The following is a 22,750-nucleotide window of genomic DNA, read 5'->3' as shown; positions in this document are numbered from 1 at the left end:
TGTCTTTGCCCATGGTCAAACACCTGCTTGCCCTGCTTTTCATATTTTTCATTGCGTCAGAATGCCTTGCCCAGCAGCCATTTCTGTTGTTTCATAAAAGCAGGATAAGGGAAGCGAAGTATTACGCAGGAGAAGTGATCGCCTTTCGCATCAAAGACAACGATTTCAAGGTGACTGACCAGATCAAAGGCTTTAAAGACGGCCTGATACTCTTCGATGGTTATGAAGTCAATCCAAAAGACATCACCCACCTATATATGGACGACAAAACCATCATCTGGTTTGCCCTGCGGTTCAAGCTGTCGAGGCTCTGCTCCATTGCTGGCGCCGCCTACCTCGGACTCGATTTACTGAACAACTATGAAACCGACAGAAGCACCATCATCCTGGGCGGCTCCCTTATTGCTGCCGGTGTTTTAAGTCATGTCATCTTCAGAAGGGTCTTTAAAATCAAGGGGAAACTGAAGTTGGTGGTCATTGCTTGATATTCACGAGCAATTTGATCCCCTTCCCTAAGAATAGTTTTAGCCATTATTGCAAATCTACAGGAAGCAAAGTAAAAACACCATCATGGCCGCTAACGGCTGGCGATGTCTTTTTGGTGAGCGGGCGGAGTTTTAATGCCATTTCAATAAATATCTCTTGCTACATTGCTAACTATGCCGAAAACTCTGCTACTGCTCTCCCTCGTTGGTTTGATATCTTTCCCACTCCTGGCTCAGCAGCCTTACCTGCTGTTCCACAAAAGCAATACTCGTGAGGCTCAGTATTTTGCCGGTGAGGTCATCGCCTTCCGCATCAAAGACAACGACTTCAAAGTGACCGACCAAATCAAAGGATTCAGAGACGGCTTGGTATTGTTCGATGGCTATGAGGTGCACCCTAACAATTTCGAAGTGCTTTATACTGATCAAAAAACCAGGGCCTGGTTTGCCTTCGGCTACAAGTTTGTGAAGCTTACCATGATTGGCGGCGCTGGTTACCTGGCCCTCGATGTGATCAACACAGGCCGTTTTGACAAAAATACCATGATCATCAGCGGCTCACTGATTGGCGCAGGATTGATCGGCCGCCTATTCATCAGGGAAAAGTTCAAAATAAAGGGCAAAAAGAAGATGGTGGTGATTGAGTGACTTGCCTCAGCAAATAACTGATTTTCAAAAAAAGGAAACTCTTTACCGTTACTTCGTCGTTTTAAACCTGACATGTGAAGTGATAAATTTCTATCTTTACTAAAAGCAAGTAGATGACTCTGGTGATCGACAATACTATCTTAGACAACACAGGCCTAAGCAGCGAGGAACTCCAGCTGGAATTGGCTATTGCGCTGTACAAACACGGCAAGCTCTCAATTGGTCAGGCTTGTGAGCTTGTTTCATTAGATAAAATCGCTTTTCAAAGAGAACTCGCTTACAGAAACGAGTATCTTAACTATGATTTGAATGATCTTTCTGACGATTTGAAAACTATCAAATCTTTCAACTCCTGAAAACTTGGTAGTAGTAAGTGATAGTTCGGTTATTACTGGTCTGCTGGCAATTAACAAACTACACCTTCTCCAAAGCCTTTTTCACAACGTTCTTCTCACTCCTACAGTTTACTCAGAACTATCCACGCTCGAAAAATACAATTACTCTATAGAAGACATAAACACGCCCTGGATCAATGTAAAGATGATCAAGTGGAAAATCTGGGGAGTAAGACGCTGAAATAACGTTGTACCATTTGGCGAATGATAGACAATAAAGAAGCAAAACTGGTTCAATGCGTCCCGCTTGGACCTTTTGCTTCTTTATGTAATGACATAATACTCTTGTTAAAAAAATTAATCCCCCAGAAATATTGCTTGATCCGACTTTTGGGTATCCTTGTTCAGGCAAAAACTGTCGGCCTAATACCCCTCTTGAAGCCAGAAATAGAGATCCTCACCTCAAAAATTGAATTTAGATTGCACCAAAAACTTATCCAGGCAGCGCTTGACGCAGTTGGAGAGTAAAAGAATACTTCCTGCCGCAATCCCCCCTCGAATTTGCCGGTTTAAGCAAGCTTCTTCTTTGAAGCTTTCACCTAAATTTGTATCATTCATTCACTTAAACACAAAAGTCATGAGCGATAACAAAACCCTTGCACCTATCACCATAGAAGCCGTTGTCAATGCTCCTATTGAAAAAGTTTGGGCCTGCTGGAACGAGCCTGAGCACATTACCCAATGGTGCCATGCCTCCGACGACTGGCATGCTCCCTTTGCTGAAAACGACCCAAAAACCGGCGGCAAATTCAAAACTACCATGGCCGCCAAGGACGGCAGCTTCAGCTTCGATTTTGAAGGAGTCTACTCTCTCGTGAAAAAAAATGAGCAAATTGCCTATGGCCTGGCCGATGGCCGCCAGGTAAACATAACTTTCACTGCTCAGGGCAACAAAACCAAAGTGGTGGAGACCTTTGACCCTGAAAAAGAAAACCCAATCGAAATGCAGCGGGGTGGTTGGCAGGCAATTCTTGATAACTTTAAAAACCACACGGAAAGTGTCTAAGCAATGCACTAAACTATAACGATGGTCATCAGTCACGAAAAGTTTGACTATCGTAACAAATGCCTGATCGAAAAGGTTGTCATTAAGGCCCCTTTTCGATTTGCTGTTGACTTCCACGAAGAAGCCTGTTTTATACACTTTTCCGCTGGTGAAGCGAGGATCAATTCGCCCTCTGGTCAGCTGCCCGTTAAGCCGGAAGACTCTGTGCTGCTGAAGTGCGGCAGCCACTTTGCTGATTTGATTAAGCATGGGGCTTCCAATACATACGAGATTCTCGTTGTGCACCTTTATCCTGATATCCTCCGAAGCGTTTATAAGCATGAGATTCCGTCTTTTGTAAAGGCTTCGGAATCAAATTCATTTTTCAGAAAGGTAATTCCTGACCAGCTGATCGGGAAGTTTATTGAAAACCTTTACTTCTACTTCGACAACCCTGCTTTGGTCAGCGATGAGCTGCTTGAACTCAAAGTAAAGGAGCTTGTGCTGCTGCTCGTTCAGACTAAAAATGCCGACTCGATGCTTCAGCTGTTTTCTGACCTCTTCACCCCCCGACAGGTCAACATCAGGGACGTGGTCAACAATCACGTTTTTTCCGGCCTTTCCCTGGAAGACCTCGCCAGGCTTTCCAATATGAGTGTATCTACTTTCCAGCGCTCGTTTCGGGCCAGCTTCCATCAAAGTCCCGCCAATTACATCCGCACCAAAAGACTGGAACGGGCGAAGGAGTTGCTCGGCGTAAGTACCTTAAATGTGAGCGAAATAGCGTTCCAAACTGGTTTCAATGATGTAGCCCATTTTTCCAGGGCTTTCAAAGCCGCTTTTCAGTTGTCCCCGTCCGATTACCGGAGTTCTTTGAAGGCATAGACACCTCCCCGACCAGAATAGTCAACTCATTGACCTATTTGTACAAAGCAAATACGTGCAGAGCCCGGACTTTTGCTGTGGATATGATAATTCACAGTAACCATGAAAAAAATAGACAAAGAAAAGTTTGGCCCCTGGGCTTTGATTACGGGAGCTTCAGCTGGTATTGGAGAGGAGTTTGCCAGACAGCTTGCGAGCGAAGGGTTTGACCTGATCCTGGTAGCCAGACGAAAGCCGCTGATGGAGACCCTGGGACAAGAGCTGAGGCAAAAACACGGCATCAACTATACAGTGATCGAGGCCGATCTCTCCAAGCCAGCTGGCGTTGAAAAAGTGATTGAAAGCACGAGTGAGCTAAATATTGGCCTGCTGATATCAAACGCCGGTACCGGAAAACCCGGCAAATTCCTCAGCTTCAGTTTTGATCACCTTATGTCCACCATTCAACTGAATGCGGTTTCCCACATTGCGCTGACCCATCATTTTGGACGGAAAATGGCGGCTGCAGGTAAAGGTGGCATCCTGCTAACCGGAGCTATGGGTGCCATTGATGGGCTTCCCTACATGGCCAATGAGTCGGGCACAAAGGCGATGGTGCAGGCGCTGGCTAAAGCCCTCAACACCGAACTTAAAGCCAGTGGCATCCACATCACGGTGCTGGTCACCAGCCCAACGGAAACGCCGGTGCTGCCGCTGCTTGGCTTTACGAAAGACAACCTGCCCATGAAGCCGCTCTCGGTGCAACAATGCGTGAGTGAGGCACTTGAAGGGTTGAGGAAGAATCGGCCATCGGTATTGCCCGGCCTGAAATACAGAGTGATGAATACCGTGGTGCCAGCCTCGTTTTCACGGGCAATGATGGCCAAAGTGTTTAAAAAGAACAACAATATCGACTAGCATGAAAACCATCAGAACCAATTCCATTCTTCTCGGGTCCATGAGTCTTGCCTTTGGCCTGTTGAAGTTTACAGATCCCTTTCAAACGTGGTATGCCACTCAAATAGAAACTTCCGGAATGCCCTCTGTTGCCTATCCCATGGGCATTGGCGGTGAAATAGTCACCGGCTTGTTGCTGCTCATTCCGTGGCTCCTTTCATTTTCTGCTGCCTCAAAAAAGGTATCACTGCTAGCGGGTCATGGCTCACTAGGCATCATGATGCTGGTTGCTTGTTACGTCCACCTCCTGCCCAATGTGCCTACCGATGTGCTGCCGCTGAAGATCAAGCCGCCATTTATTCCGCTCGTAGTGTTGATCTATACACTATTCAATCTGCGTTTGATAGCAAAATCTCAATATCGATCAATCAGTTCATGAAAAAGCTTTCCTACTGGGCATCAACAATTCTAATTGCAGCAGCCTTTACCACCACTGGTCTGGGAAACCTTCTCCCAATTGATCACATAGCGCATGATATGGCCATGCTGGGCTACCCCGCTTACTTTCTCTACCTGCTTGGCACATGGAAGCTGTTGGGTGCTATCGCCATTATTCTCCCAGGCCTTGCACGCCTCAAGGAGTGGGCTTATGCCGGAATATTATTTGACCTTACCAGCGCTGCTTTTTCCAGATTAGCGACAGGTCACAGCCTGTTGATGGTGATAATTCCGCTGGCCATAGCTGCGCTGGCGATGGTCTCGTGGGCGCTAAGGCCTGAGGGGAGAAGGCTTCATGGCAAGGCCGTCAGCGTGAGCTGAGCAGAAGCTCCCCCCACCCAACAAGTATCTCTGTCACACTTTCAACTTTTTTGGTAGATTCCGACACCAAACAAATCTGCCATGTCAAACCAACCGAAACCAATAGCAGCCCTTTTGCTGGGCATATTTTGTCTACTGAACACTCAACTGTTCGCACAAATTTATCAGCCCGAAAAGTTCGGCGACATGAAGTGGCGCATGATAGGCCCGCACCGGGGTGGGCGCACCGTAGGCGCTGTGGGCGTGCCTCAGCAACCCAACGTGTTCTACATCGGCGTAAACAACGGCGGAGTATGGAAAACGACGGACTACGGTCGCACCTGGGTGCCGATTTTCGATGACCAGCCTACAGGCTCTGTGGGAGACATTGCCGTTTCGCCTTCCAACCCCAATGTGCTCTACGTAGCCTCTGGCGAGGGCTTGCAACGCCCCGACCTTTCTGTGGGCAACGGCATGTACAAAACCACCGATGGCGGTAAAACCTGGGAGCACCTCGGCCTGGAAGACAGCCAGCAAATCGGTCGTATCGATATTGATCCAAAAAATGAAAACAGGGTGTTTGCAGCAGTACTCGGTCACCCCTACGGCCCCAACGAAGTGCGTGGCGTATATCGCACGCTTGACGGCGGTGCTACCTGGGACAGGGTGCTGTACATGGACGAAAACACTGGTGCCATTCAGGTGCTGATTGACCCACAAGATCCAAATACAGTCTACGCCTCCATGTGGCAGGCTCGCCAGGGCCCATGGGAAAACGCAGCCTGGCAGGGCCCTAACAGCGGGCTTTACAAGTCAACCGACGGCGGCAATACCTGGAAAAAGCTGGCCAAAGGCTTGCCAACTTATGAGCAGGGCCTGGGCCGTATCGGCATTTCGGTAGCACCGAGCGACAACAAAAGATTGTATGCCAGCGTAAATGCTCCTGAAGTAGGGGGCATCTTCCGTTCCGATGATGCAGGGGAATCGTGGTACCTCATCAACAACGACCCAAGGCCCTGGGGCCGTGGCGATGACTTTGCAGAGATTCAGGTCGATCCCACCAACCCCGACGTTCTCTATTCAGCTAACGTGGTGACATGGAAGTCTGTGGATGGCGGGAAAACCTTTTCCGCATTTCGTGGAGCCCCGGGTGGCGACGATTACCACCGCATCTGGATCAATCCTGCCAACCCCGATGTCATTTTGATTGCAGCCGATCAGGGAGCCATCATCACCGTTAATGGTGGCGAAACCTTCAGCAGCTGGTATAACCAGCCTACGGCACAGTTTTACCACGTCAGCACCGACAACGACTTTCCTTACAATGTGTATGGTGGTCAGCAGGAAAGCGGTTCGGTGGGCATTGCCAGCCGTGGTAACGATGGGCAGATCACCTTCCGGGAATGGCATCCGGTGGGCGTAGAAGAATATGGCTATGTGGCCGCCGACCCCCTTGACCCCAACATCATTTACGGTGGCAGGGTAAGCAAATACAACAAAAAGACCGGTCAGGTGCAAAACATATCGCCAGATCCCGTGCGTGATGGCGGCTATCGCTACATCCGTACCATGCCTATTCTCTTTGCCCCTACAGATCCAAGAACATTGTACTCCGCCGCCAACGTAGTGTTCAAAACCCAAAACGGCGGCGACAGCTGGGACGTCATTAGCCCCGACCTGACAAGGGCCACCTGGGACATTCCAGAAAGTGTGGGTATCTATACTGAAGAAAGCATGAAAACCATGCCCCGCCGTGGTGTCATCTATACACTGGCTCCTTCTCACGTAGATGGTGATGTGATTTGGGTAGGCACCGACGATGGACTGATTCATGTAACCAAAGACGGAGGCAAAACCTGGACGGACGTTACACCACCCCAGGTCACGTCATGGGAAAAGGTTTCGCTGATGGACGCCGGTCACTTCGACAAGGAAACAGCCTATGCTGCCATCAACAGCATTCGCAACGACGACATGAAGCCACATATTTTCAAAACACATGACAGCGGCAAAACGTGGACGGAAATCGTGAACGGCTTGCTCAACGATCCTATCAATGTGGTGAGAGAAGACCCCATCAGAAAGGGTTTACTATACGCTGGATCGGAAACGCAGGTGCATGTGTCGTTCGACGATGGTGCTAACTGGCAGCCGCTGAGGCTCAACATGCCAGCCACCTCCATCCGTGACCTTGTGATCAAAGACGACGATGTGGTGGTGGGCACGCATGGACGTTCGTTTTGGATCCTGGACGACATCACCCCATTGCGCCAGTTGACGACGGCAGCTGTAACCCAGCCGGTGCTGTTCAAACCCCAGGATGCCTACCGGGTGCGGTGGAACATGAATACCGACACACCGCTGCCACAAGAGGAACCGGCAGGACAAAACCCTCCCGACGGGGCCATCATCAACTATTATTTACCTGGCGATGCGTCAGAAGTGTCGCTGGAAGTTTTTGACCTGAATGGCACTTTGATAAAAAAATACACCAGCAACGACAAACCTTATGAGGTGCCTCCGGTCAACTTTCCGCACTATTGGATAAGACCACAAAAAATCCTTTCCAGCAAAGCAGGCCTCAACCGCTTTGAATGGAACATGCACTACACCCAGCTCGAAACGCCAGGCCGTTTCTCCATTGCTGCCATTTATCAAAACTCAGCGCCAGAACCTGACGGGCCTTTTGTGCTGCCCGATACTTACAACGTGAAACTAACCGTGGACGGAAAATCGTACAGTCAGCCAATTACCATCAAAATGGATCCCAGGGTAAAAACTTCTAAGGTGGATCTGCAAAAGCAGTTCTTCCTTTCGATGGCCTGCTACGAAACGAGGAAAAAGAGTCACGCTCTGCTGGATGAAATGGAAAAGGTGAGTAAAAACCTGGAAGCTGGCAAGGGGAAAAGCAAATCGCAGGCAGCTGCGGCAAGCCAAATGCAGCGGGAGCTGATGGGAGCCGACAGAAGACTCAGCCGATTGATGTCGATCCTTCAGGAAAATGATATGACGCCCACTACTTCGACAGCGAAAGCAGTAAAACAGTATGTTGACGTGGTAGCCAAACAGGCAGATGAGTGGGCAGCATTTAAGAAAACAAATAAGATCAAATAGCAAAACACACCTGTACAAATGAAAAAATCTCAACTTATCGCTGTACTAATATTTTCTTTAGTCGCCACGAATCCGCTTTTCGCCCAGGACTGGCCCAACTTTGCCAAATACCGTGAACAAAATGCGGCCCTGGCACCACCGTCCAAAGGAGAAAACAGGGTTGTGTTCATGGGCAATTCCATCACCGAAGGCTGGAGCAAGGTAAACCCTGAGTTTTTTGAAGGAAAGCCCTACGTTAATCGGGGCATCAGCGGACAAACCACCCCACAAATGCTCGTTCGCTTTCGTGCTGACGTTATCAACCTGAAACCGGCTGTGGTGATCATCCTCGCAGGCACCAACGACATTGCTGGCAACACCGGCCCTTCCACGCTTGAAATGATTGCCGACAATATCCACTCCATGGTGGAGTTGGCCCAGGCCAATGGCATCAAAGTGGTGCTTTCGTCCACCCTTCCTGCCTATGATTACCCCTGGAAGCCAGGCATGGAGCCAGCGCCCAAAATCGTGGCCCTCAACAAAATGATCAAAGCCTATGCTGACAAAAACAAGATCGTATATGTCGACTATTTTTCAGCCATGGTCGACGATAGAGACGGACTACCTACGGAACTGGCTAAAGATGGCGTGCATCCCACTAAAGCGGGCTACAACGTGATGGAACCGCTGGCAGAGGCGGCGATTGCTAAGGCACTGAAAAGTAAGTAGCGGCACCATCAACTGTACCAGACCTGGGTTGTTTTGAAAGCTCTCTTCTATGGCATTTGCCGTTGTCACAGTAAGTCCCATCGGGACGACACATCGGTAACACAGCTATAGCGCCAGCCAAGTCCCATCGGGACGAGACACCGGTAACGTCCTCGATGCGGGCAAGCCCGTCCCATCGGGACGACACATCGGTCAGAGAGCTTAGGCACCAGTCCAGTCCCATAGGGACGGCATATCGGTAAGGAGACGGCCTCTAGCGCATGGCAAGTGCCGTAGGTACGAAACATAATAAAAAGAAGATGAACTGGAACAGCAAACTAATCAACAATCTCAACTTCGGCACCAACATCAACAACCGGGAGGCGAAGCTTGAGCTGGCGGCAATGGTGGCTGCCAATGCCAAAAACGGCGAAACGATAGGCTTTGGTTCCGGCTCCACCAGCTACCTCACCATCCTCGAAATAGGAAAACGAGTGGCCACCGAAGGCCTTCAGGTCAAAGCCATACCCACCTCCCATGAAGTAGAATTAACCTGCACTCAACAGCAAATCCCTACCGTTTCTTTCAACACCGTCCGACCCGACTGGTGCTTTGACGGGGCCGACGAAGTAGACGCTGCCAATAACCTCATCAAGGGGAGAGGTGGAGCCATGTTCAAAGAAAAACTCATCATGGCCGCTTCACCCAAAACTTTCATCCTTGCAGATTCCTCTAAATTGGTAAAAAGGCTTGGTGAGAAATTTCCGGTTCCGGTGGAAGTGATTCCGTTTGCGCTGAGCCGTGTCGAAAGCAGCCTTTTGACATTGGGTGCAACTAGCACCCAATTAAGGATGGCTGGCGGCAAAGACGGCCCAGTGATTACTGAAAACGGAAATTTCATTTTGGACGTACGCTTCAACGATATTGGCGAAGGGCTGGAAAGAGAGATCAAACTTATAACGGGCGTGCTGGAGAGTGGGCTGTTTATGGGATATAACATCGAGGTAGTGTCTTCCTGACAGCAATAGTTAACCGTTGGCCATCAAAGTAGTGGGTGATTGAATAAAAAGGCACCAATTTACATTCTCAATTTCCGAAACCGACCCTTTCTAACCCATGACTAAATCCCGCTTTCCAGCTATCTCCTTATTTTGCGCATGCATGCTCATCGCAGCTACCTTTCAACTGGCCGCCCAAAAAAACGTAGACGCCGCTATCGCCGAAGTGCTCCCCGGAACGCTCAAAAAACACCGGGAGTTCGTCAGCCTGCCCAATATTGCTTCCGACAAAGAAGGCATTCTCAAAAATTATGAGTGGGTGAAAAAGGAATTGGAACAGCAGAAGTTCTCAGTTAAAATGCTGGAATCTTCTACCCTTCCTTTGATGCTGGCAGAAAGAACGGTCAGCAAAAAAGCCAAGACCATCTTGTTCTATCTCCACATTGATGGCCAGCCAGTGAATGCTGCCAACTGGGACCAGGAAGATCCTTTTACGCCGGTTTTGAAACAGCTGGATAGTCAGGGCAACTGGTCGGCTATCGATTGGAAAAACCTGGATGGCGCCATTGACCCCGAGTGGCGCATCTTCGGCCGGGCCGCAGCTGATGACAAGGCACCGATCATGATGATGCTTACCGCCGTTGAGCTGCTCGACAAGGCCAAAACCAAATTAGGCGTCAACATTAAAATCATTCTCGACCCTCAGGAAGAAGCCGGTTCAGAGGCGTTTCTTTCCACCCTCGACCAATACAAGGCTGACTACGCCGCCGACTACATGATCATCATGGATGGCCCTGCTCACCCTACCAATGAACCCACACTTACGTTTGGTTGTCGGGGCAATGCCACCTACAGCATTACCACTTATGGTCCCAAGCTGCCTCAACACAGCGGCCACTATGGTAACTATGTGCCCAACCCCATTTTCACCCTGTCACATTTGCTAGCCAGTATGAAAGACCAAAATGGTAAAGTATTGGTAGACGGCTACTACGATGGGATCGAAATGACACCAGCAGTGAAAGCCCTCCTTAGCCAGGTACCCGACGACAACGATGACATCCGAAAAGGATTGGTCATCCACGAAGCTGAAAAAGTAGGCAACAACTACCAGGAAGCGCTTCAGTATCCTTCGCTGAACGTCCGCCACATCGACACCTCGTGGAAAGGGCCGGGTCTAAAAACGATCATCCCGGAACAAGTAACTGCCTACATCGACGTAAGGCTGGTGGCAGAAACAGACGGTGGTGAGCAGCTTGAAAAGATCAAAAAGCATATTGAAAAACAAGGCTTCCTTGTGCTGGACAGAGCGCCGACAGACGATGAGCGGCTCAGCAACCAAAAGATAGTGACTTTCAAAACCAACGGCTTTGTCAACGCTTTCAGAACGGACATGGAAGCACCTATTGGTCAAAAGCTAAGGGCAGCTATCACAAAAGAGTTCGGCACACCACCAGTAAGCATCCGAACCATGGGCGGCACGGTGCCTATCATTCCAGCCATCAACACCCTGGGCATTCCTGCCATTATTGTGCCGATGGTGAACATGGACAACAACCAGCACAACCCTAACGAGAACATCCGCATTGGCAACATCAGCCAGGGAATCAAAATGTGCATGACGATTTTGACAATGGAGCTAAATTAAAGAGGTTGCTTTCGAATCAGATTAAAGAGGTTACTTTCTGCGTTTCTGCACAGAGTAACCTCTTTAATTATTTGGGAAAAACACCTCCACCTTGTCATGCATGGTATACAGCCGAAACCCTGAACCATCCGGTACCAGTATGCCGCTCGACCTGTTCTCCCCCATAATAGGGTTGCCCGCATACTTTGTCCAGTGCATCAGATTCTTAGATGCAGCCACGTTGGTTGACCACTCGTGCCAGTCCTCAAAGGCGGTGCCGTGGTAGTAGGCATAGTACGTTCCGTTGTACTTGACAATCTGATTGACCGCTAAACCATACTTATCATACACCTCAGGCCCCATTTCTATCACGGGCTCGTCCTGCACATTGATCCAAACCTGCATATCTTTGGAGTTGGCCAGCCAGATGCCCAAATCGTTGCGCTCATAAAATAGGTACCAAACTCCATTCTCAAGCCAAGCGGTTGGCGTACCATAAGGCCCCTCGCTAAGTGGCTCTCCGCTCACTTGCCGAATATCCAGCGAGCCATGATCCGTCCAACGAATACCGTCCGGCGAAGAAAGACGATGAGCAATATCCCCCCTACCTTCAGCAAACATCTGATAAAGACCGTCCACCTTTATCACCATCATGTCTTCAGTCCAACTCCCATCAAATACTGGGTTGCCAGGATAGCGATCCCAATTGATTCCATCAGCAGAAGTGGCGTACCCCAGCGACAAAGACTTATTCTCAGTCTGGAAGCCTGTATACCACATTTTGTAGATGGTATCCTCCTTCAGGACATAACCCCGCTCCCTGATGTGCTCATCCCAGGTGGTTTGGCCGGTGCCGGTAAAAATCGGATTGTCTGGGTACGCATTGAAATCAATCAGTTCAGAAGGAAATTCAGGCGATTCCTCTTGTTCCTTCCCCTCCGTCGATTGCTTATTTGATCCGCCGCAACCCAGCAAAAACGTGCAGGCAATAGCTATTAATGGCTGATAAGTTTTCATTCTCTTCACTATTAGCAAGGAATTTAAATTTTATGCATCAATAAGAATAATTGATCCCGAACTTCTTTTTTATACTTTTACATTAGATGCATATACAACCAATATGAAGGCACCCAATTCTCTGGAAGAGAATCTACTGTTTCAGATCAGTGAAGTGGCGAAGTTGCTACATAAGAGGCTTACAATGGCTTTCGAAGAAAATGGATTCGATGTTACACCTGAACAGTTTTCAGTACTGGCCCTGCTGTGGTACAAAGAGGGTGTCAATCAGCAGGACATCGCCGATGAATTGAGGAAAGACAAGACAACCATCGCCCGGATTATTGCCAATATGATCAACAGGAACCTGATTGTTAAAATACCAAACCAACTCGACAAGCGAAACAACCTCATCTACCTGACAAAAAAAGGAAAGGAATTGCAGACGGAAATGGTAGCCACCTCGGGTAAGATTTATTTACAAACCATGCAGCACCTACCAGCGAAAGACGTTGCTGTGAGTTTGGCAGTGTTGAAACAAATAACAAAAAATTTTGAATGATTTTTCTGTATATAATTAGTTGTATTACCCACTATTTTATTTACCCCAATGAAAAGCTTTTTTAAAACCACAGCCATTTGGATCGCCTTATCAGTGCTAATGTTGGTACTCTGGATCATAGGCCTCATGCTTGGCAATATCATCTTTCCCAGCGATCTGATGAATGCGTCAGACGGGTCTGGAGACGATGGACTGCCAATCATGGTACTGATTTGCGGTCTTAATACAGCCGTTGTCATGTACTTCATTCGCAGTACGCACCGTCGGAGCTGGCAATTGGCGTTCACTCTTGCCCTTGTGCTTTTCAGCATTCAGTATTTTATGTCACAGATCGAAACGCTTTGGTTCAACGACAGCCTCAAGATGGAACTGAACAGCATTTGGGCATTGGTGGCCGGAGGTGCAATCTCTTCTATGCTGTTTTCCGTTCTTGCAGTATGGGTAACAGGAAACTTCAAGAAAGGGGAACAACTAGTTTCAAAAGGTGAGACAATGCCTTTTTCCAATACCTTAACAATGACAGCACTGATGGCAATAATCATCTGGCCTTTGATCTACTTTCTGGCCGGCTATTTCATTGCCTGGCAGTTTGAAGAGGTTCGCATTTACTATTCAGGCAGTAGCGAAAAAGCTTCCTTCCTGTTCATGATGAAAGAGAATGTCGCTTCACATCTATATTCCTTTCAGGTACTAAGAGGTGTTTTGTGGACATTAATTGCTCTCCTTGTGTTTCGCTCAATCTCAGGAAGTTGGCTGCAAAAGGCAGTCGTACTTGGACTCATGCTTGCTGTGGTGGGGTGCAGTCAGCTGCTGCTGCCCAACCCTATCATGCCCGAACCTGTGAGGCTCGCCCATCTTCTGGAAACCTCTCTTTCAGGAGCAGTACTTGGCATGGTGATGGCGTGGCTCTTTGCCAGAACTTCGCCAAAGAAAGCTATTGAACCGTTGCCTTGACAAAACCACCAGGGCAAGCGCATTTAAAACAAATTAGATAAATTATTTTCAAAGCTGTTTTCCACCCCAGCCCTAAAGGGTGAAACAGCTTTGAAATTCTTCTTTCCCTTTAGGGTTAGGGTAAAAAAGAAGAATTTCAAAGTTGAATAGTTTTAAATGCGTTTGCCCTAACAAAACCATAAAACGAATCGACGTTTAAGGAATTAGCCCTAAATTGCTTCTCTTGCATCCCATCTTTGCAGTATGAACAACGAACTACTAAGCCATACAGTGGCTGCGATCAGGTATCGGCTGACAAGGGCCGTCGCCCAGACTTCGGATGGCTTTGGAGAGTACAAAGTCAGTGCTCACACACGAACTCCCAATGAGATTATCAACCACATGACGGATTTGGCTTTGAAGGCAACAATGATGGTGGAAGAAGGCCATTTTAACAGCCCTGCACCAACGCAGCTCACTTTTGAAAAAGAGGTTGCCCGATTCAATGAGAGTTTGACTGCCCTTAGTAGGGTATTAGAAGCAAAAGAGCTGGATGCCTCCCTGGTAAAAAAGTTACTGCAAGGCCCGGTTCTCGATATGGCGACACATGTGGGGCAAATAGCCATGCTCAATGGGCTCAACGGGAACAAGGTGCCTAAGGAAAATTACTTTGCTGCTGATATGAAAAACAGCCACCCGGAAGAGTAGAAAATAACCCCGCCACCGTTCATCCTTCATTATTTTCGCTGCTCCTTTCTGTATTTTAATTGAATAGCACTTGGTGTAATTTGACCTCAATTACTACTTGTTAAGGTTCATTAATTAATCGAAAACTGTATATGAAAATGACTTACAACCCAAAAATGCCCTGGCAGGGGTTTTTGCTGGCTTTGGTTGTCCTGATGGGCACCACCGACGCTTTTAGCCAGCGACGAGGAAGCAGCTCTGCTCCGGCAACTACCAAATTTGACGAATCACTGTATTCTGCCATAGAATGGCGCTCTATTGGGCCTTTCAGAGGTGGCCGAGCCGCAACAGTGACAGGAGTGCCCAACAAGCCTAATCTCTTTTACATGGGCGCAACTGGCGGTGGCGTTTGGAAAACAACTGACGGCGGACAGCGCTGGGAAAACATCTCCGACGGTTTCTTCGGAGGCTCCATTGGCGCAGTAGCCGTGAGCGAATACGACAACAACGTGATCTACGTAGGCGGTGGTGAAGGTACCGTGCGTGGCAACGTTTCTGACGGCCAGTTCGGCATCATGAAATCTACCGATGCCGGCAAAACCTGGACAGACATGGGGCTACCTAACGCACTACATATTCCGAGAATAAGAATCCATCCTAAAAACCCTGATCTGGTATACGCTGCCGTATTGGGTGATATTTGGAAGTCCTCAGCAGACCGGGGTGTTTACCGTTCTAAAGACGGTGGCAAGAGTTGGGAAAAAGTGCTGTTTGCAAATGCTGACGCTGGTGCCGTGGATATCTCGATGGATCCTGGAAACCCAAGAGTACTTTTTGCCACTACCTGGAGATTCAATCGTTCACCTTACGGTTTCGATAGTGGCGGGGAAGGCTCTGCCCTTTGGAAATCAACTGACGGTGGTGATACCTGGAAAAACATCTCAACCAATAAAGGTTTGCCTTCCGGCCTCTGGGGTATTGCCGGCGTATCTGTTTCGCCGGTTAATTCAAACAGAGTGTTTGCCATCATAGAGAATGACAAAGGTGGTGTGTACCGTTCCGATGACGGTGGAGACAACTGGAGCTTGATCAACAGCGACCGTAGCCTTCGTCAGCGTGCCTGGTATTATACTAAGATATATGCCGACACGGAAAACGAAGACATCGTTTACGTAATGAATGTCAACTTTCACAAGTCAAAAGACGGCGGAAAGACTTACGAAGAGTACGAAACCCCACATGGTGATCATCACGATCTTTGGATAGCACCAGACGACCACAACAGAATTGCAGTGGCAGATGACGGCGGTGCGCAGGTAAGTTTCGACGCCGGCGACAACTGGTCAACCTACATGAACCAGCCAACTTCACAGTTCTATCGTGTGGTCACCGACAACAGCTTCCCTTATCGTATCTATGGTGCTCAGCAAGACAACTCAACGGTAAGAATTCGCCACAGAGTAGACGGCGGCGCTATAACAGAAAGCGATTGGGAAGAAACTGCTGGTGGTGAAAGTGCACATATTGCACCTGACCCTGACAATAATGACATTGTGTACGGCGGTAGCTACGGCGGGTACCTCACAAGGGTTAATCACGCCACGGCCGAAGAGAGAAACATCAACGTTTGGCCCGACAACCCCATGGGCCATGGTGCTGAAGGCATGAGGTTCCGTTTCCAGTGGAACTTCCCGATCTTCTTTTCTCCCCACAATAGCGATAAGCTATACACTACCTCCAACCAGTTGCACGTGAGCTACAACGAAGGCCAAAGCTGGGAAACTATCAGCCCCGACCTTACCAGAGCTGAGCCAGAAAAATTGGGCCCTGCGGGTGGCCCTATCACTAAAGACAATACAGCGGTTGAGTACTACGCCACTATCTTCGCAGCGGTTGAGTCGCCTTTCGAAAAGGACTTAATCTGGACAGGTTCTGACGACGGGCTGGTACACGTGACCAAAGACGCTGGAAAAACATGGGAAAATGTAACGCCTCCCACAGCACCTAAATATGTGATGTGGAACAGCATCGACCCTGACCCCTTCACAAAAGGAGGCGCTTACCTCGCTGGTACGCAATACAAAATAGGTGACTTCAAGCCATACCTTTTCAAAACAGAAGACTATGGTAAAACCTGGAAGCAAATCACCAACGGCATCAACCCTTCACACTTCACCCGAGTGGTGAGGGCCGACCCAAAGCGCAAAGGCTTGTTGTATGCAGGTACGGAGTCAGGTATGTACATCTCGTTTGATGATGGTGCCAGCTGGTCGACGTTTCAGTTGAACCTGCCTACAGTGCCAATCACCGACTTGACCATCAAAAACGACAACCTAATTGCTGCAACCCAGGGAAGAAGCTTCTGGTTGATCGACGATTTAACACCTTTGCATCAGCTCAACAGCACAGTGGCTGCTGCTGACGTCCATCTGTTTAAGCCAATAGACAGCTACCGCATGGGCGGCTTTGCATGGCGTGTTCCTTCCGGTGCTGGCAAAAACCACCACAATGGCGTACAGTTCTTCTATTCACTAAAGAACGAACCCAGTGAAAAGGACACTGTAACATTGGAAGTAATGGAAGCCGACGGCGACCTGATCAAGAAGTTCTCTACTGTATCGAAAGAACGTGGCGAAAAACTGACTGTGAAGAAAGGTAGCAACACCTTTGTTTGGAACATGCAATATTCCGCTCCCGAAGGTTTCGATGGCTTGATCATGTGGGCAGCTCGTTTGAGTGGACCAAAAGCAGTGCCCGGCACCTACAAAGCCAGGCTCACTGCCAATGGAACAACCAGCGAAACGGAATTCACTATCCTGAAAGACCCACGTACCGAAGGTTCTGTGGCCGACATCCAGGCTCAGTTCGACTTCATCCAGGGAGTGAACGCCAAAATGACGGAGACTCACCAGACCATTAAGGACATTCGTTCCGCCCGTGTGCAAATGAATGACCTGAAAGACAGACTGGGCAAAGAGGATGCTTACAAAGAGCTGGTTGAGTCGATCAATGAGATCAACAAAAAGATGACAGCGGTGGAAGAAGAACTGTACCAAACCAAAAACCGCAGTGGTCAGGATCCTTTGAACTACCCCATCAGGCTTAACAACAAATTGGGGCACCTAAGCTCTGTAGCCAATAGCAGCGACTACAAGCCAACCGACCAGACCATCGCTGTGAAAACAGAAATTGAGTCGGCTATCAATGAGCAGCTGACCAAGTGGGAACAAATCAAAAACAGCGACATCCCTCAGCTGAATGAGAAAGCCAAGCAGAAGGGCGTAGAAGCCGTGATGCTGAAAAAAGGCGATGCTTCAAGCATGTAAATCATTAATTTGAATTGAAATAGCAAGAAAACCGGAGAGCTTAGCTTTCCGGTTTTTTTGTTCATTTCCCCGCTGCCCAAAAATTGGCATTTCTCACTAGGGTAGTATACACTTCGTTGTTGAATAGAACAGGAGAATGCCCCATAAAAATATACACATTGCGTGCAGCCACCTGGGGATTGACCCACACCACCGGGTGGTCGCCCATTTTGACATTAGTATCTGGGGAATAGCTGGACTCGTCTACCGAAGCCAGCACTCTCACATTAGGTCTGGGGCTTTTGTCATAAACGTACCACTCTTCCCTTTTTATCGGAAAACGGCCCGGCAGGCCGGTCATCACTGTGTGTTTATTTGCTTCCACGACGACCTCCGCTGCCGCAAAACTGGCAATATAGTTTTTGTACCTAATCCCACCCAAAAAATCAGAGAACCATTGCCACATAGGATAGCCGTCGAACTCACCCAACAGCGTTGCATGATGAAAGCCGATCCAACCTCCCCTGCCCTCTTCAACGTAGGCTACAAAAGCTGCTGCATCCTCCTCCTTCCAGCCATAAGGCGGATAGTCGAGCTGGATAAGTAGCTGGTAGCTGGCCAAAAAAGCATCGTCGATTTTATCAGTAGAAGTAATGAAGTCTATCACCAATGAGCTGTCTGTAGCCAGCTGCTTCAGCCAGGGAACAGCCGCATCGGTGTACTCCCGCTGGTGACCACTGTTTTCGTAGAGCACCAGGGCTTTGAATTGAGTTTCGTCACTTCCTTGACTCGTCTGCAGATCAAGAGAACACGAAAATAAGCCGCTAAGCAGTACGCTAATCAATACGGCTCTCACGGTCAATTTTATTGTTTAGCTTGAAAAGTAAGTCGACATGTTTGATGCAAGAATGAATTCGGTACTTCAATTTATTTCGATGATTTTTTGTTACTTTGATATAATCAGAAGACTACAAGAATGACCACTATAAAGATAAAGAAAACTGATAGCTCCTGGAAGAAAACAAGTTTTGAAGACCCGGGTGATCTATTGGACTACCTCCTTGAAAATTTTCAGATCGGAAAACTTCTCCCTCTTTCGAAGGAAGATGTAACAGAAAAAAGAAAAAAAGATTGGGAAGAGGTGGAGACAATGAATGATGAAGACTTTATCGATATAAGATGAAGGTGGTAGAGAAGTCTGAAAAAGTGCTTCAGTATCTTCAGGAAAGAAATCTTGTTAAATCCTATATTAAAGCGAAACTACTGCTCGAAAACGGCGACCTTCAGTCTGCCAGTTTCAAAAAGAGGCGGCCAAAACACCTCGAAATTTACTATTTCAGGATCAATAAAAAATACAGAGCAATCGGACGTTTCAAAGGAGATCAATTTGTTGTGACTGAAATATCAGATCATCAAGAGTAGGAAGCTTGCCAATGAAATTCTTACTGCATTTCGGTGTAGTGATTGCCGTCCAACATTTCCTTTTGGTATTTAATAAGGGTAATTGATATATTTAGTAAGTGTGTCAAACACTACTAAAAAACACCCGCTATGAACAACCCCGATTCCCTCCAACGCCGTGATTTCCTGAAAAAATCAAGCCTTGCCGCAGCCGCAGCCTTACTGGCCACCAATGCGCCTTTCAATCTTTCGGCTGCCCCCGTTCCGAAAAATAAATTACCTGAGTGGAAAGGCTTCAACCTTCTCGACTTCTTTTCACCTAACCCGGCAAATTCCAGGGAAGGCACCAAAGAAGAATACTTTAAGTGGATGGCCGACTGGGGTTTTGACTTTGTGAGAATACCGATGGCGTATCCCTCTTATCTTAAATTCGACCGCAGCCGAAACATACTGCCGGAAGAAGTTCGCAACATAGATACTGAGGCGACCGATAAAATTGAAGAGTTGGTGTACCTGGCCCACAAGTACAAACTACATGTGAGCCTCAACCTGCACCGGGCACCGGGCTACTGCGTGAACGCAGGCTTTCATGAGCCGTATAACCTATGGACAGACCAGCAGGCGCTTGACGACTTTTGCTACCACTGGCAATTTTGGGCTACCCGGTTCAAGAACGTGTCAAACAAAAAGATAAGCTTCGACTTGCTCAACGAGCCCAGCAACAGGGAAGATATGAACGACCAGCACTCAAAAAGAGGCCCTGTGCCAGGCGATGTCTACCGCAAAATGGCCATAGCAGCATCTAACGCTATCAAGGGTGTAAACAAGAAGCATTTGATTATTGCAGACGGGAACAACACCGGAAGTTCGGTTATTCCGGAGATCGCCGATCTCGACATTGCGCAAAGCTGCCGGGGGTATACACCAGGCATAGTGTCACACTACAAGGCACCCTGGGCCATGAAAGACATCGACAACCTACCTGAGGTAAAATGGCCTGGCCAGGTAGGAGACCAATACCTGAGCCGGGAAATGCTCGAAAAATTCTATGAACCATGGATTGCTCTCAAAAACCAGGGAGTGGGTGTGCACTGTGGCGAATGTGGCTGCTACAACAAAACGCCACACGACGTGTTCCTCGCCTGGTTTGGCGACGTAATGGATATCCTGCATACCAACCAAATAGGCTTTGCTCTGTGGGAGTTCAAAGGCAGCTTCGGCATCCTCAACTCGGGCAGAGAAGATGTTGATTATGAGGACTGGTACGGACTAAAACTTGACAGAAAATTGCTTAACTTGTTAACAAAGCATGTGTAGCAACAAATGAAAAGTAGCCTACTCTTCGTCATGTTCATCGCCCAAAGCCTTTTTTGCTTTGGGCAGTCCGACTTTAGCTTCGGGTTCAAAGGAGGGCTGGGCTACAGTGGCTGGGGCAAAACGCTTCCCAACGAAAGCCCAAAGGCTTCTTACACCCCAACAAAAGCGAAAGCTTTAGGCATTTTCGCTAGTTACAAACTACCTTATCGGCTGAGAGCGACCGCCGAAGCCACCTTTCTTCAATCGGGCAGTCGGTACAGAAATGAGGCATCAGTTTCCAGTTCATTTGTTGGCGCACCTTCTAGTCCCGCAGAAGTTACCTACAAGGTTTCGAGGGTTTATGCCCCCGTTCGGATATCTTATGATATACTGAAGACCAGAGTAACCCCTTTTGTCAGTTGGGGGTTCGGGCCATCCTTTGTGCAACAGGCCTCGAGAAGCTACCGTGACGATCTGTCACCAAATGAACAGTCTGAGAACTTGAACCTGGAAGCACCCTACAACAGCGAGCTACGCCTTGCTTTCCCAATGATTTCAAGCGTAGGCGTCAGAGTCTTCGATAGACTCACTTTGGAGGCATCACTCATCCTGGGAAGAAAGTTCTATTACCGATTCCAGGCCGACGATGCAGTTTGCTACGAAGGCTGTGCTCCTCCGGAGCTAAGCTACAACAATCGGGTGATCATGTTCGCCGCCGCCTACAGCATCCTGCCTTAAAGCCCAACTTACATTATCTTTTTGTGAAGTTGCCCCTGCTTCAGTCCATTTGCCCTATTTTTAGGCACCGGTAAGCCAACCAGATCATGACCAAACGCCTTGCCTTTTTTTCAGCGCTTGCCGCTCTTGCATTCACTTTTGAATGCTGCACTCCAGGCAAAAAGCAAGAACCCTACGTGCTCCTCATCTCCTTCGATGGCTTCAGGCATGACTATGTTGCCAAATACCAGCCTCCCCATTTTCTCGATTTCATCAAAGAGGGCACAGCTGCAAAAGCCATGATTCCTTCTTTCCCCAGCAAAACCTTTCCCAATCACTACACCATCGTGACGGGCTTGTGCCCCGGCCATCATGGATTGGTAGACAACACGTTCTACGATCCGGCCAGAAAGGTGGAATACAGCATGGGAAAAAGGGAGCTGGTGGAGGATGCTTACTACTATGGCGGCACGCCTCTTTGGCAGTTGGCACTGCAACAAGGGCTGAAATCAGCTTCTTATTTCTGGGTAGGATCAGAAGCGCCAGTGGCAGGCAGCTACCCCGACTATTACGAGATTTATGATGGTGCAGTGCCCAACGAAGACCGGATAGAAAAAGTGGTGGAATGGCTGCAGCTACCCGAAGAGGAAAGGCCCCGTTTCATTTCTTTGTATTTTTCGCTGGTAGATAGCGAAGGGCATTACTCCGGCCCCAACTCAGAGAAGTTAAAAACAACCGTATTTGAAGCTGATAGGCTACTTGGGCTCATCGACACAAAAATAGCTGAGCTGAATTTACCCGTAGACATCATTATCACTTCCGACCACGGCATGTATGAAATGAAAGAATCTCCCGAAACTTTCGTCTATCTGGACAATCTCTTTGCTCCCGAAGACAGCGTTCAAATAGCCAGCAGTGGCGCTGTTGTGCACGTTTACGAAGAAGACAGCCTGATCAAGGAGAGGCTCTTCAAGCAGCTTAGTAAAAATGAAACTTTCTATTCCACCTATCGGAAAACGGAAACCCCTGAAAAGTGGCATTACCGAGAGCACCCCAGAGTTGGCGATCTGGTATTAGTTGTTGAGCCCGGGCACTACTTCAGAAGCGGTTCGCCCGACACCAGAAAAGCTGTGATGAACTCACCATGGGGCGTGCATGGATTCGATCCGTATGTGACCCCTGAAATGGGTGCTATTTTCTATGCCAAAGGCCCGAATATCAAAAAAGGATTGGAAATTGACGCTTTTGACAATGTACATGTCTACCCATTCATTGCCAGAATTCTCGGGCTAACAACACCCCATGATATTGACGGAAAACGGGAAGTGCTGGAGAATGTCTACGTGGAGTAATTT

At 48.3% G+C, this 22,750-nt stretch carries 26 protein-coding genes; 23 read left to right on the top strand and 3 right to left on the bottom strand.

The window, feature by feature from the left end; all coding sequences use genetic code 11:
- The first annotated feature begins 11 nt into the window (after positions 1-11).
- From RIF36_RS19615 to RIF36_RS19560, 12 genes are all read left to right on the top strand, one after another.
- On the top strand, positions 12-485 hold the full coding sequence (locus tag RIF36_RS19615; RefSeq protein WP_350129050.1) for a hypothetical protein: 474 nt from the start codon (positions 12-14) through the stop codon (positions 483-485).
- Positions 486-659: 174 nt separating this feature from the next.
- Positions 660-1,133 carry a hypothetical protein gene (locus tag RIF36_RS19610; RefSeq protein WP_350129053.1) on the top strand — a complete coding sequence of 158 codons (474 nt, stop codon included), beginning with the start codon at positions 660-662 and terminating at the stop codon, positions 1,131-1,133.
- A gap of 113 nt (positions 1,134-1,246) precedes the next feature.
- Entirely contained in the window at positions 1,247-1,489 is a 243-nt protein-coding gene (locus tag RIF36_RS19605) for a UPF0175 family protein (protein ID WP_350069845.1), read from the top strand.
- A gap of 4 nt (positions 1,490-1,493) precedes the next feature.
- The gene (locus RIF36_RS19600; protein WP_350129056.1) at positions 1,494-1,709 is read left to right on the top strand and encodes a PIN domain-containing protein; all 216 of its coding nucleotides are present in this window, start codon (positions 1,494-1,496) and stop codon (positions 1,707-1,709) included.
- Between the two features lie 23 nt (positions 1,710-1,732).
- Positions 1,733-1,996 carry a DUF3368 domain-containing protein gene (locus RIF36_RS19595; RefSeq protein ID WP_350069848.1) on the top strand — a complete coding sequence of 88 codons (264 nt, stop codon included), beginning with the start codon at positions 1,733-1,735 and terminating at the stop codon, positions 1,994-1,996.
- Positions 1,997-2,105: 109 nt separating this feature from the next.
- Positions 2,106-2,534 (top strand): SRPBCC family protein, encoded by a 429-nt coding sequence (locus RIF36_RS19590; protein WP_350129059.1) that lies wholly within the window; start codon positions 2,106-2,108, stop codon positions 2,532-2,534.
- A 21-nt stretch (positions 2,535-2,555) separates the two neighbouring features.
- Positions 2,556-3,398: an AraC family transcriptional regulator gene (locus RIF36_RS19585; protein ID WP_350129062.1), complete on the top strand. Its 843-nt coding sequence runs from the start codon at positions 2,556-2,558 to the stop codon at positions 3,396-3,398.
- Between the two features lie 102 nt (positions 3,399-3,500).
- Positions 3,501-4,295: an SDR family NAD(P)-dependent oxidoreductase gene (locus RIF36_RS19580; protein WP_350129065.1), complete on the top strand. Its 795-nt coding sequence runs from the start codon at positions 3,501-3,503 to the stop codon at positions 4,293-4,295.
- Between the two features lies 1 nt (position 4,296).
- A complete protein-coding gene (locus tag RIF36_RS19575; protein ID WP_350129068.1) occupies positions 4,297-4,713 on the top strand; it encodes a hypothetical protein in 417 nt (138 codons plus the stop codon).
- A complete protein-coding gene (locus tag RIF36_RS19570) occupies positions 4,710-5,093 on the top strand; it encodes a DoxX family protein (RefSeq protein WP_350129071.1) in 384 nt (127 codons plus the stop codon). Before RIF36_RS19575 ends, RIF36_RS19570 begins: the two co-directional genes overlap by 4 nt.
- Before the next feature lie 81 nt (positions 5,094-5,174).
- A complete protein-coding gene (locus RIF36_RS19565; protein WP_350129074.1) occupies positions 5,175-8,186 on the top strand; it encodes a beta propeller repeat protein in 3,012 nt (1,003 codons plus the stop codon).
- A gap of 18 nt (positions 8,187-8,204) precedes the next feature.
- Positions 8,205-8,894 (top strand): SGNH/GDSL hydrolase family protein, encoded by a 690-nt coding sequence (locus RIF36_RS19560; RefSeq protein ID WP_350129077.1) that lies wholly within the window; start codon positions 8,205-8,207, stop codon positions 8,892-8,894.
- On the opposite strand, the gene RIF36_RS19555 is transcribed toward RIF36_RS19560, so the two are convergent.
- Positions 8,872-9,117, bottom strand: a complete 246-nt coding sequence (locus RIF36_RS19555; protein ID WP_350129080.1) for a hypothetical protein — start codon at positions 9,115-9,117, stop codon at positions 8,872-8,874. The genes RIF36_RS19560 and RIF36_RS19555 overlap by 23 nt on opposite strands.
- A 76-nt stretch (positions 9,118-9,193) precedes the next feature.
- On the opposite strand from RIF36_RS19555, the gene rpiA reads away from it, so the two are divergent.
- Positions 9,194-9,892 carry a ribose 5-phosphate isomerase A gene (gene rpiA, locus RIF36_RS19550; protein WP_350129083.1) on the top strand — a complete coding sequence of 233 codons (699 nt, stop codon included), beginning with the start codon at positions 9,194-9,196 and terminating at the stop codon, positions 9,890-9,892.
- A gap of 97 nt (positions 9,893-9,989) precedes the next feature.
- Positions 9,990-11,519 (top strand): M20/M25/M40 family metallo-hydrolase, encoded by a 1,530-nt coding sequence (locus tag RIF36_RS19545; RefSeq protein WP_350129086.1) that lies wholly within the window; start codon positions 9,990-9,992, stop codon positions 11,517-11,519.
- Between the two features lie 63 nt (positions 11,520-11,582).
- Here the strand turns inward: RIF36_RS19545 and RIF36_RS19540 are convergent, their stop codons facing one another.
- Positions 11,583-12,515: a glycosylase gene (locus RIF36_RS19540; RefSeq protein WP_350129088.1), complete on the bottom strand. Its 933-nt coding sequence runs from the start codon at positions 12,513-12,515 to the stop codon at positions 11,583-11,585.
- A gap of 103 nt (positions 12,516-12,618) precedes the next feature.
- Between RIF36_RS19540 and RIF36_RS19535 the strand changes: the two genes are divergently transcribed.
- The 4 genes from RIF36_RS19535 (at position 12,619) to RIF36_RS19520 (ending at position 18,002) form a co-directional block, all read left to right on the top strand.
- A complete protein-coding gene (locus tag RIF36_RS19535; protein WP_350069886.1) occupies positions 12,619-13,056 on the top strand; it encodes a MarR family winged helix-turn-helix transcriptional regulator in 438 nt (145 codons plus the stop codon).
- A 48-nt stretch (positions 13,057-13,104) separates the two neighbouring features.
- Positions 13,105-14,010, top strand: coding sequence for a hypothetical protein (locus tag RIF36_RS19530; RefSeq protein ID WP_350129091.1), 906 nt, complete (start codon positions 13,105-13,107; stop codon positions 14,008-14,010).
- Between the two features lie 243 nt (positions 14,011-14,253).
- Positions 14,254-14,697, top strand: coding sequence for a hypothetical protein (locus tag RIF36_RS19525; protein WP_350129094.1), 444 nt, complete (start codon positions 14,254-14,256; stop codon positions 14,695-14,697).
- 131 nt (positions 14,698-14,828) lie between these two features.
- A complete protein-coding gene (locus tag RIF36_RS19520; protein WP_502880859.1) occupies positions 14,829-18,002 on the top strand; it encodes a WD40/YVTN/BNR-like repeat-containing protein in 3,174 nt (1,057 codons plus the stop codon).
- Between the two features lie 61 nt (positions 18,003-18,063).
- Here RIF36_RS19520 and RIF36_RS19515 read toward each other — a convergent pair whose 3' ends face one another.
- Complete coding sequence (locus RIF36_RS19515; protein WP_350129585.1) at positions 18,064-18,837, bottom strand: ThuA domain-containing protein; 774 nt, start codon at positions 18,835-18,837, stop codon at positions 18,064-18,066.
- Between the two features lie 120 nt (positions 18,838-18,957).
- On the opposite strand from RIF36_RS19515, the gene RIF36_RS19510 reads away from it, so the two are divergent.
- The 5 genes from RIF36_RS19510 (at position 18,958) to RIF36_RS19490 (ending at position 22,747) form a co-directional block, all read left to right on the top strand.
- Complete coding sequence (locus tag RIF36_RS19510) at positions 18,958-19,164, top strand: hypothetical protein (RefSeq protein ID WP_350069900.1); 207 nt, start codon at positions 18,958-18,960, stop codon at positions 19,162-19,164.
- Complete coding sequence (locus RIF36_RS19505; RefSeq protein WP_350129100.1) at positions 19,161-19,403, top strand: hypothetical protein; 243 nt, start codon at positions 19,161-19,163, stop codon at positions 19,401-19,403. Before RIF36_RS19510 ends, RIF36_RS19505 begins: the two co-directional genes overlap by 4 nt.
- 129 nt (positions 19,404-19,532) lie before the next feature.
- Positions 19,533-20,699: a glycoside hydrolase family 5 protein gene (locus tag RIF36_RS19500; RefSeq protein WP_350129103.1), complete on the top strand. Its 1,167-nt coding sequence runs from the start codon at positions 19,533-19,535 to the stop codon at positions 20,697-20,699.
- A gap of 6 nt (positions 20,700-20,705) precedes the next feature.
- A complete protein-coding gene (locus tag RIF36_RS19495) occupies positions 20,706-21,416 on the top strand; it encodes a hypothetical protein (RefSeq protein WP_350129106.1) in 711 nt (236 codons plus the stop codon).
- An 86-nt stretch (positions 21,417-21,502) separates the two neighbouring features.
- On the top strand, positions 21,503-22,747 hold the full coding sequence (locus RIF36_RS19490; RefSeq protein ID WP_350149541.1) for an alkaline phosphatase family protein: 1,245 nt from the start codon (positions 21,503-21,505) through the stop codon (positions 22,745-22,747).
- Positions 22,748-22,750: the final 3 nt, after the last annotated feature.

The organism is Imperialibacter sp., assembly GCF_040222815.1.
GTDB lineage: Bacteria > Bacteroidota > Bacteroidia > Cytophagales > Cyclobacteriaceae > Imperialibacter.
This window is presented reverse-complemented; position numbering and strand designations above follow the sequence as displayed.

Coding starts and splice junctions, on each gene's coding strand:
- RIF36_RS19615 (WP_350129050.1), top strand. CDS start 12: ATGGTCAAACACCTGCTTGCCCTGCTTTTCATATTTTTCATTGCGTCA.
- RIF36_RS19610 (WP_350129053.1), top strand. CDS start 660: ATGCCGAAAACTCTGCTACTGCTCTCCCTCGTTGGTTTGATATCTTTC.
- RIF36_RS19605 (WP_350069845.1), top strand. CDS start 1,247: ATGACTCTGGTGATCGACAATACTATCTTAGACAACACAGGCCTAAGC.
- RIF36_RS19595 (WP_350069848.1), top strand. CDS start 1,733: ATGATAGACAATAAAGAAGCAAAACTGGTTCAATGCGTCCCGCTTGGA.
- RIF36_RS19590 (WP_350129059.1), top strand. CDS start 2,106: ATGAGCGATAACAAAACCCTTGCACCTATCACCATAGAAGCCGTTGTC.
- RIF36_RS19585 (WP_350129062.1), top strand. CDS start 2,556: ATGGTCATCAGTCACGAAAAGTTTGACTATCGTAACAAATGCCTGATC.
- RIF36_RS19580 (WP_350129065.1), top strand. CDS start 3,501: ATGAAAAAAATAGACAAAGAAAAGTTTGGCCCCTGGGCTTTGATTACG.
- RIF36_RS19575 (WP_350129068.1), top strand. CDS start 4,297: ATGAAAACCATCAGAACCAATTCCATTCTTCTCGGGTCCATGAGTCTT.
- RIF36_RS19570 (WP_350129071.1), top strand. CDS start 4,710: ATGAAAAAGCTTTCCTACTGGGCATCAACAATTCTAATTGCAGCAGCC.
- RIF36_RS19565 (WP_350129074.1), top strand. CDS start 5,175: ATGTCAAACCAACCGAAACCAATAGCAGCCCTTTTGCTGGGCATATTT.
- RIF36_RS19560 (WP_350129077.1), top strand. CDS start 8,205: ATGAAAAAATCTCAACTTATCGCTGTACTAATATTTTCTTTAGTCGCC.
- RIF36_RS19555 (WP_350129080.1), bottom strand. CDS start 9,117: ATGGGACTGGACTGGTGCCTAAGCTCTCTGACCGATGTGTCGTCCCGA.
- rpiA (WP_350129083.1), top strand. CDS start 9,194: ATGAACTGGAACAGCAAACTAATCAACAATCTCAACTTCGGCACCAAC.
- RIF36_RS19545 (WP_350129086.1), top strand. CDS start 9,990: ATGACTAAATCCCGCTTTCCAGCTATCTCCTTATTTTGCGCATGCATG.
- RIF36_RS19540 (WP_350129088.1), bottom strand. CDS start 12,515: ATGAAAACTTATCAGCCATTAATAGCTATTGCCTGCACGTTTTTGCTG.
- RIF36_RS19535 (WP_350069886.1), top strand. CDS start 12,619: ATGAAGGCACCCAATTCTCTGGAAGAGAATCTACTGTTTCAGATCAGT.
- RIF36_RS19530 (WP_350129091.1), top strand. CDS start 13,105: ATGAAAAGCTTTTTTAAAACCACAGCCATTTGGATCGCCTTATCAGTG.
- RIF36_RS19525 (WP_350129094.1), top strand. CDS start 14,254: ATGAACAACGAACTACTAAGCCATACAGTGGCTGCGATCAGGTATCGG.
- RIF36_RS19520 (WP_502880859.1), top strand. CDS start 14,829: ATGAAAATGACTTACAACCCAAAAATGCCCTGGCAGGGGTTTTTGCTG.
- RIF36_RS19510 (WP_350069900.1), top strand. CDS start 18,958: ATGACCACTATAAAGATAAAGAAAACTGATAGCTCCTGGAAGAAAACA.
- RIF36_RS19505 (WP_350129100.1), top strand. CDS start 19,161: ATGAAGGTGGTAGAGAAGTCTGAAAAAGTGCTTCAGTATCTTCAGGAA.
- RIF36_RS19500 (WP_350129103.1), top strand. CDS start 19,533: ATGAACAACCCCGATTCCCTCCAACGCCGTGATTTCCTGAAAAAATCA.
- RIF36_RS19495 (WP_350129106.1), top strand. CDS start 20,706: ATGAAAAGTAGCCTACTCTTCGTCATGTTCATCGCCCAAAGCCTTTTT.
- RIF36_RS19490 (WP_350149541.1), top strand. CDS start 21,503: ATGACCAAACGCCTTGCCTTTTTTTCAGCGCTTGCCGCTCTTGCATTC.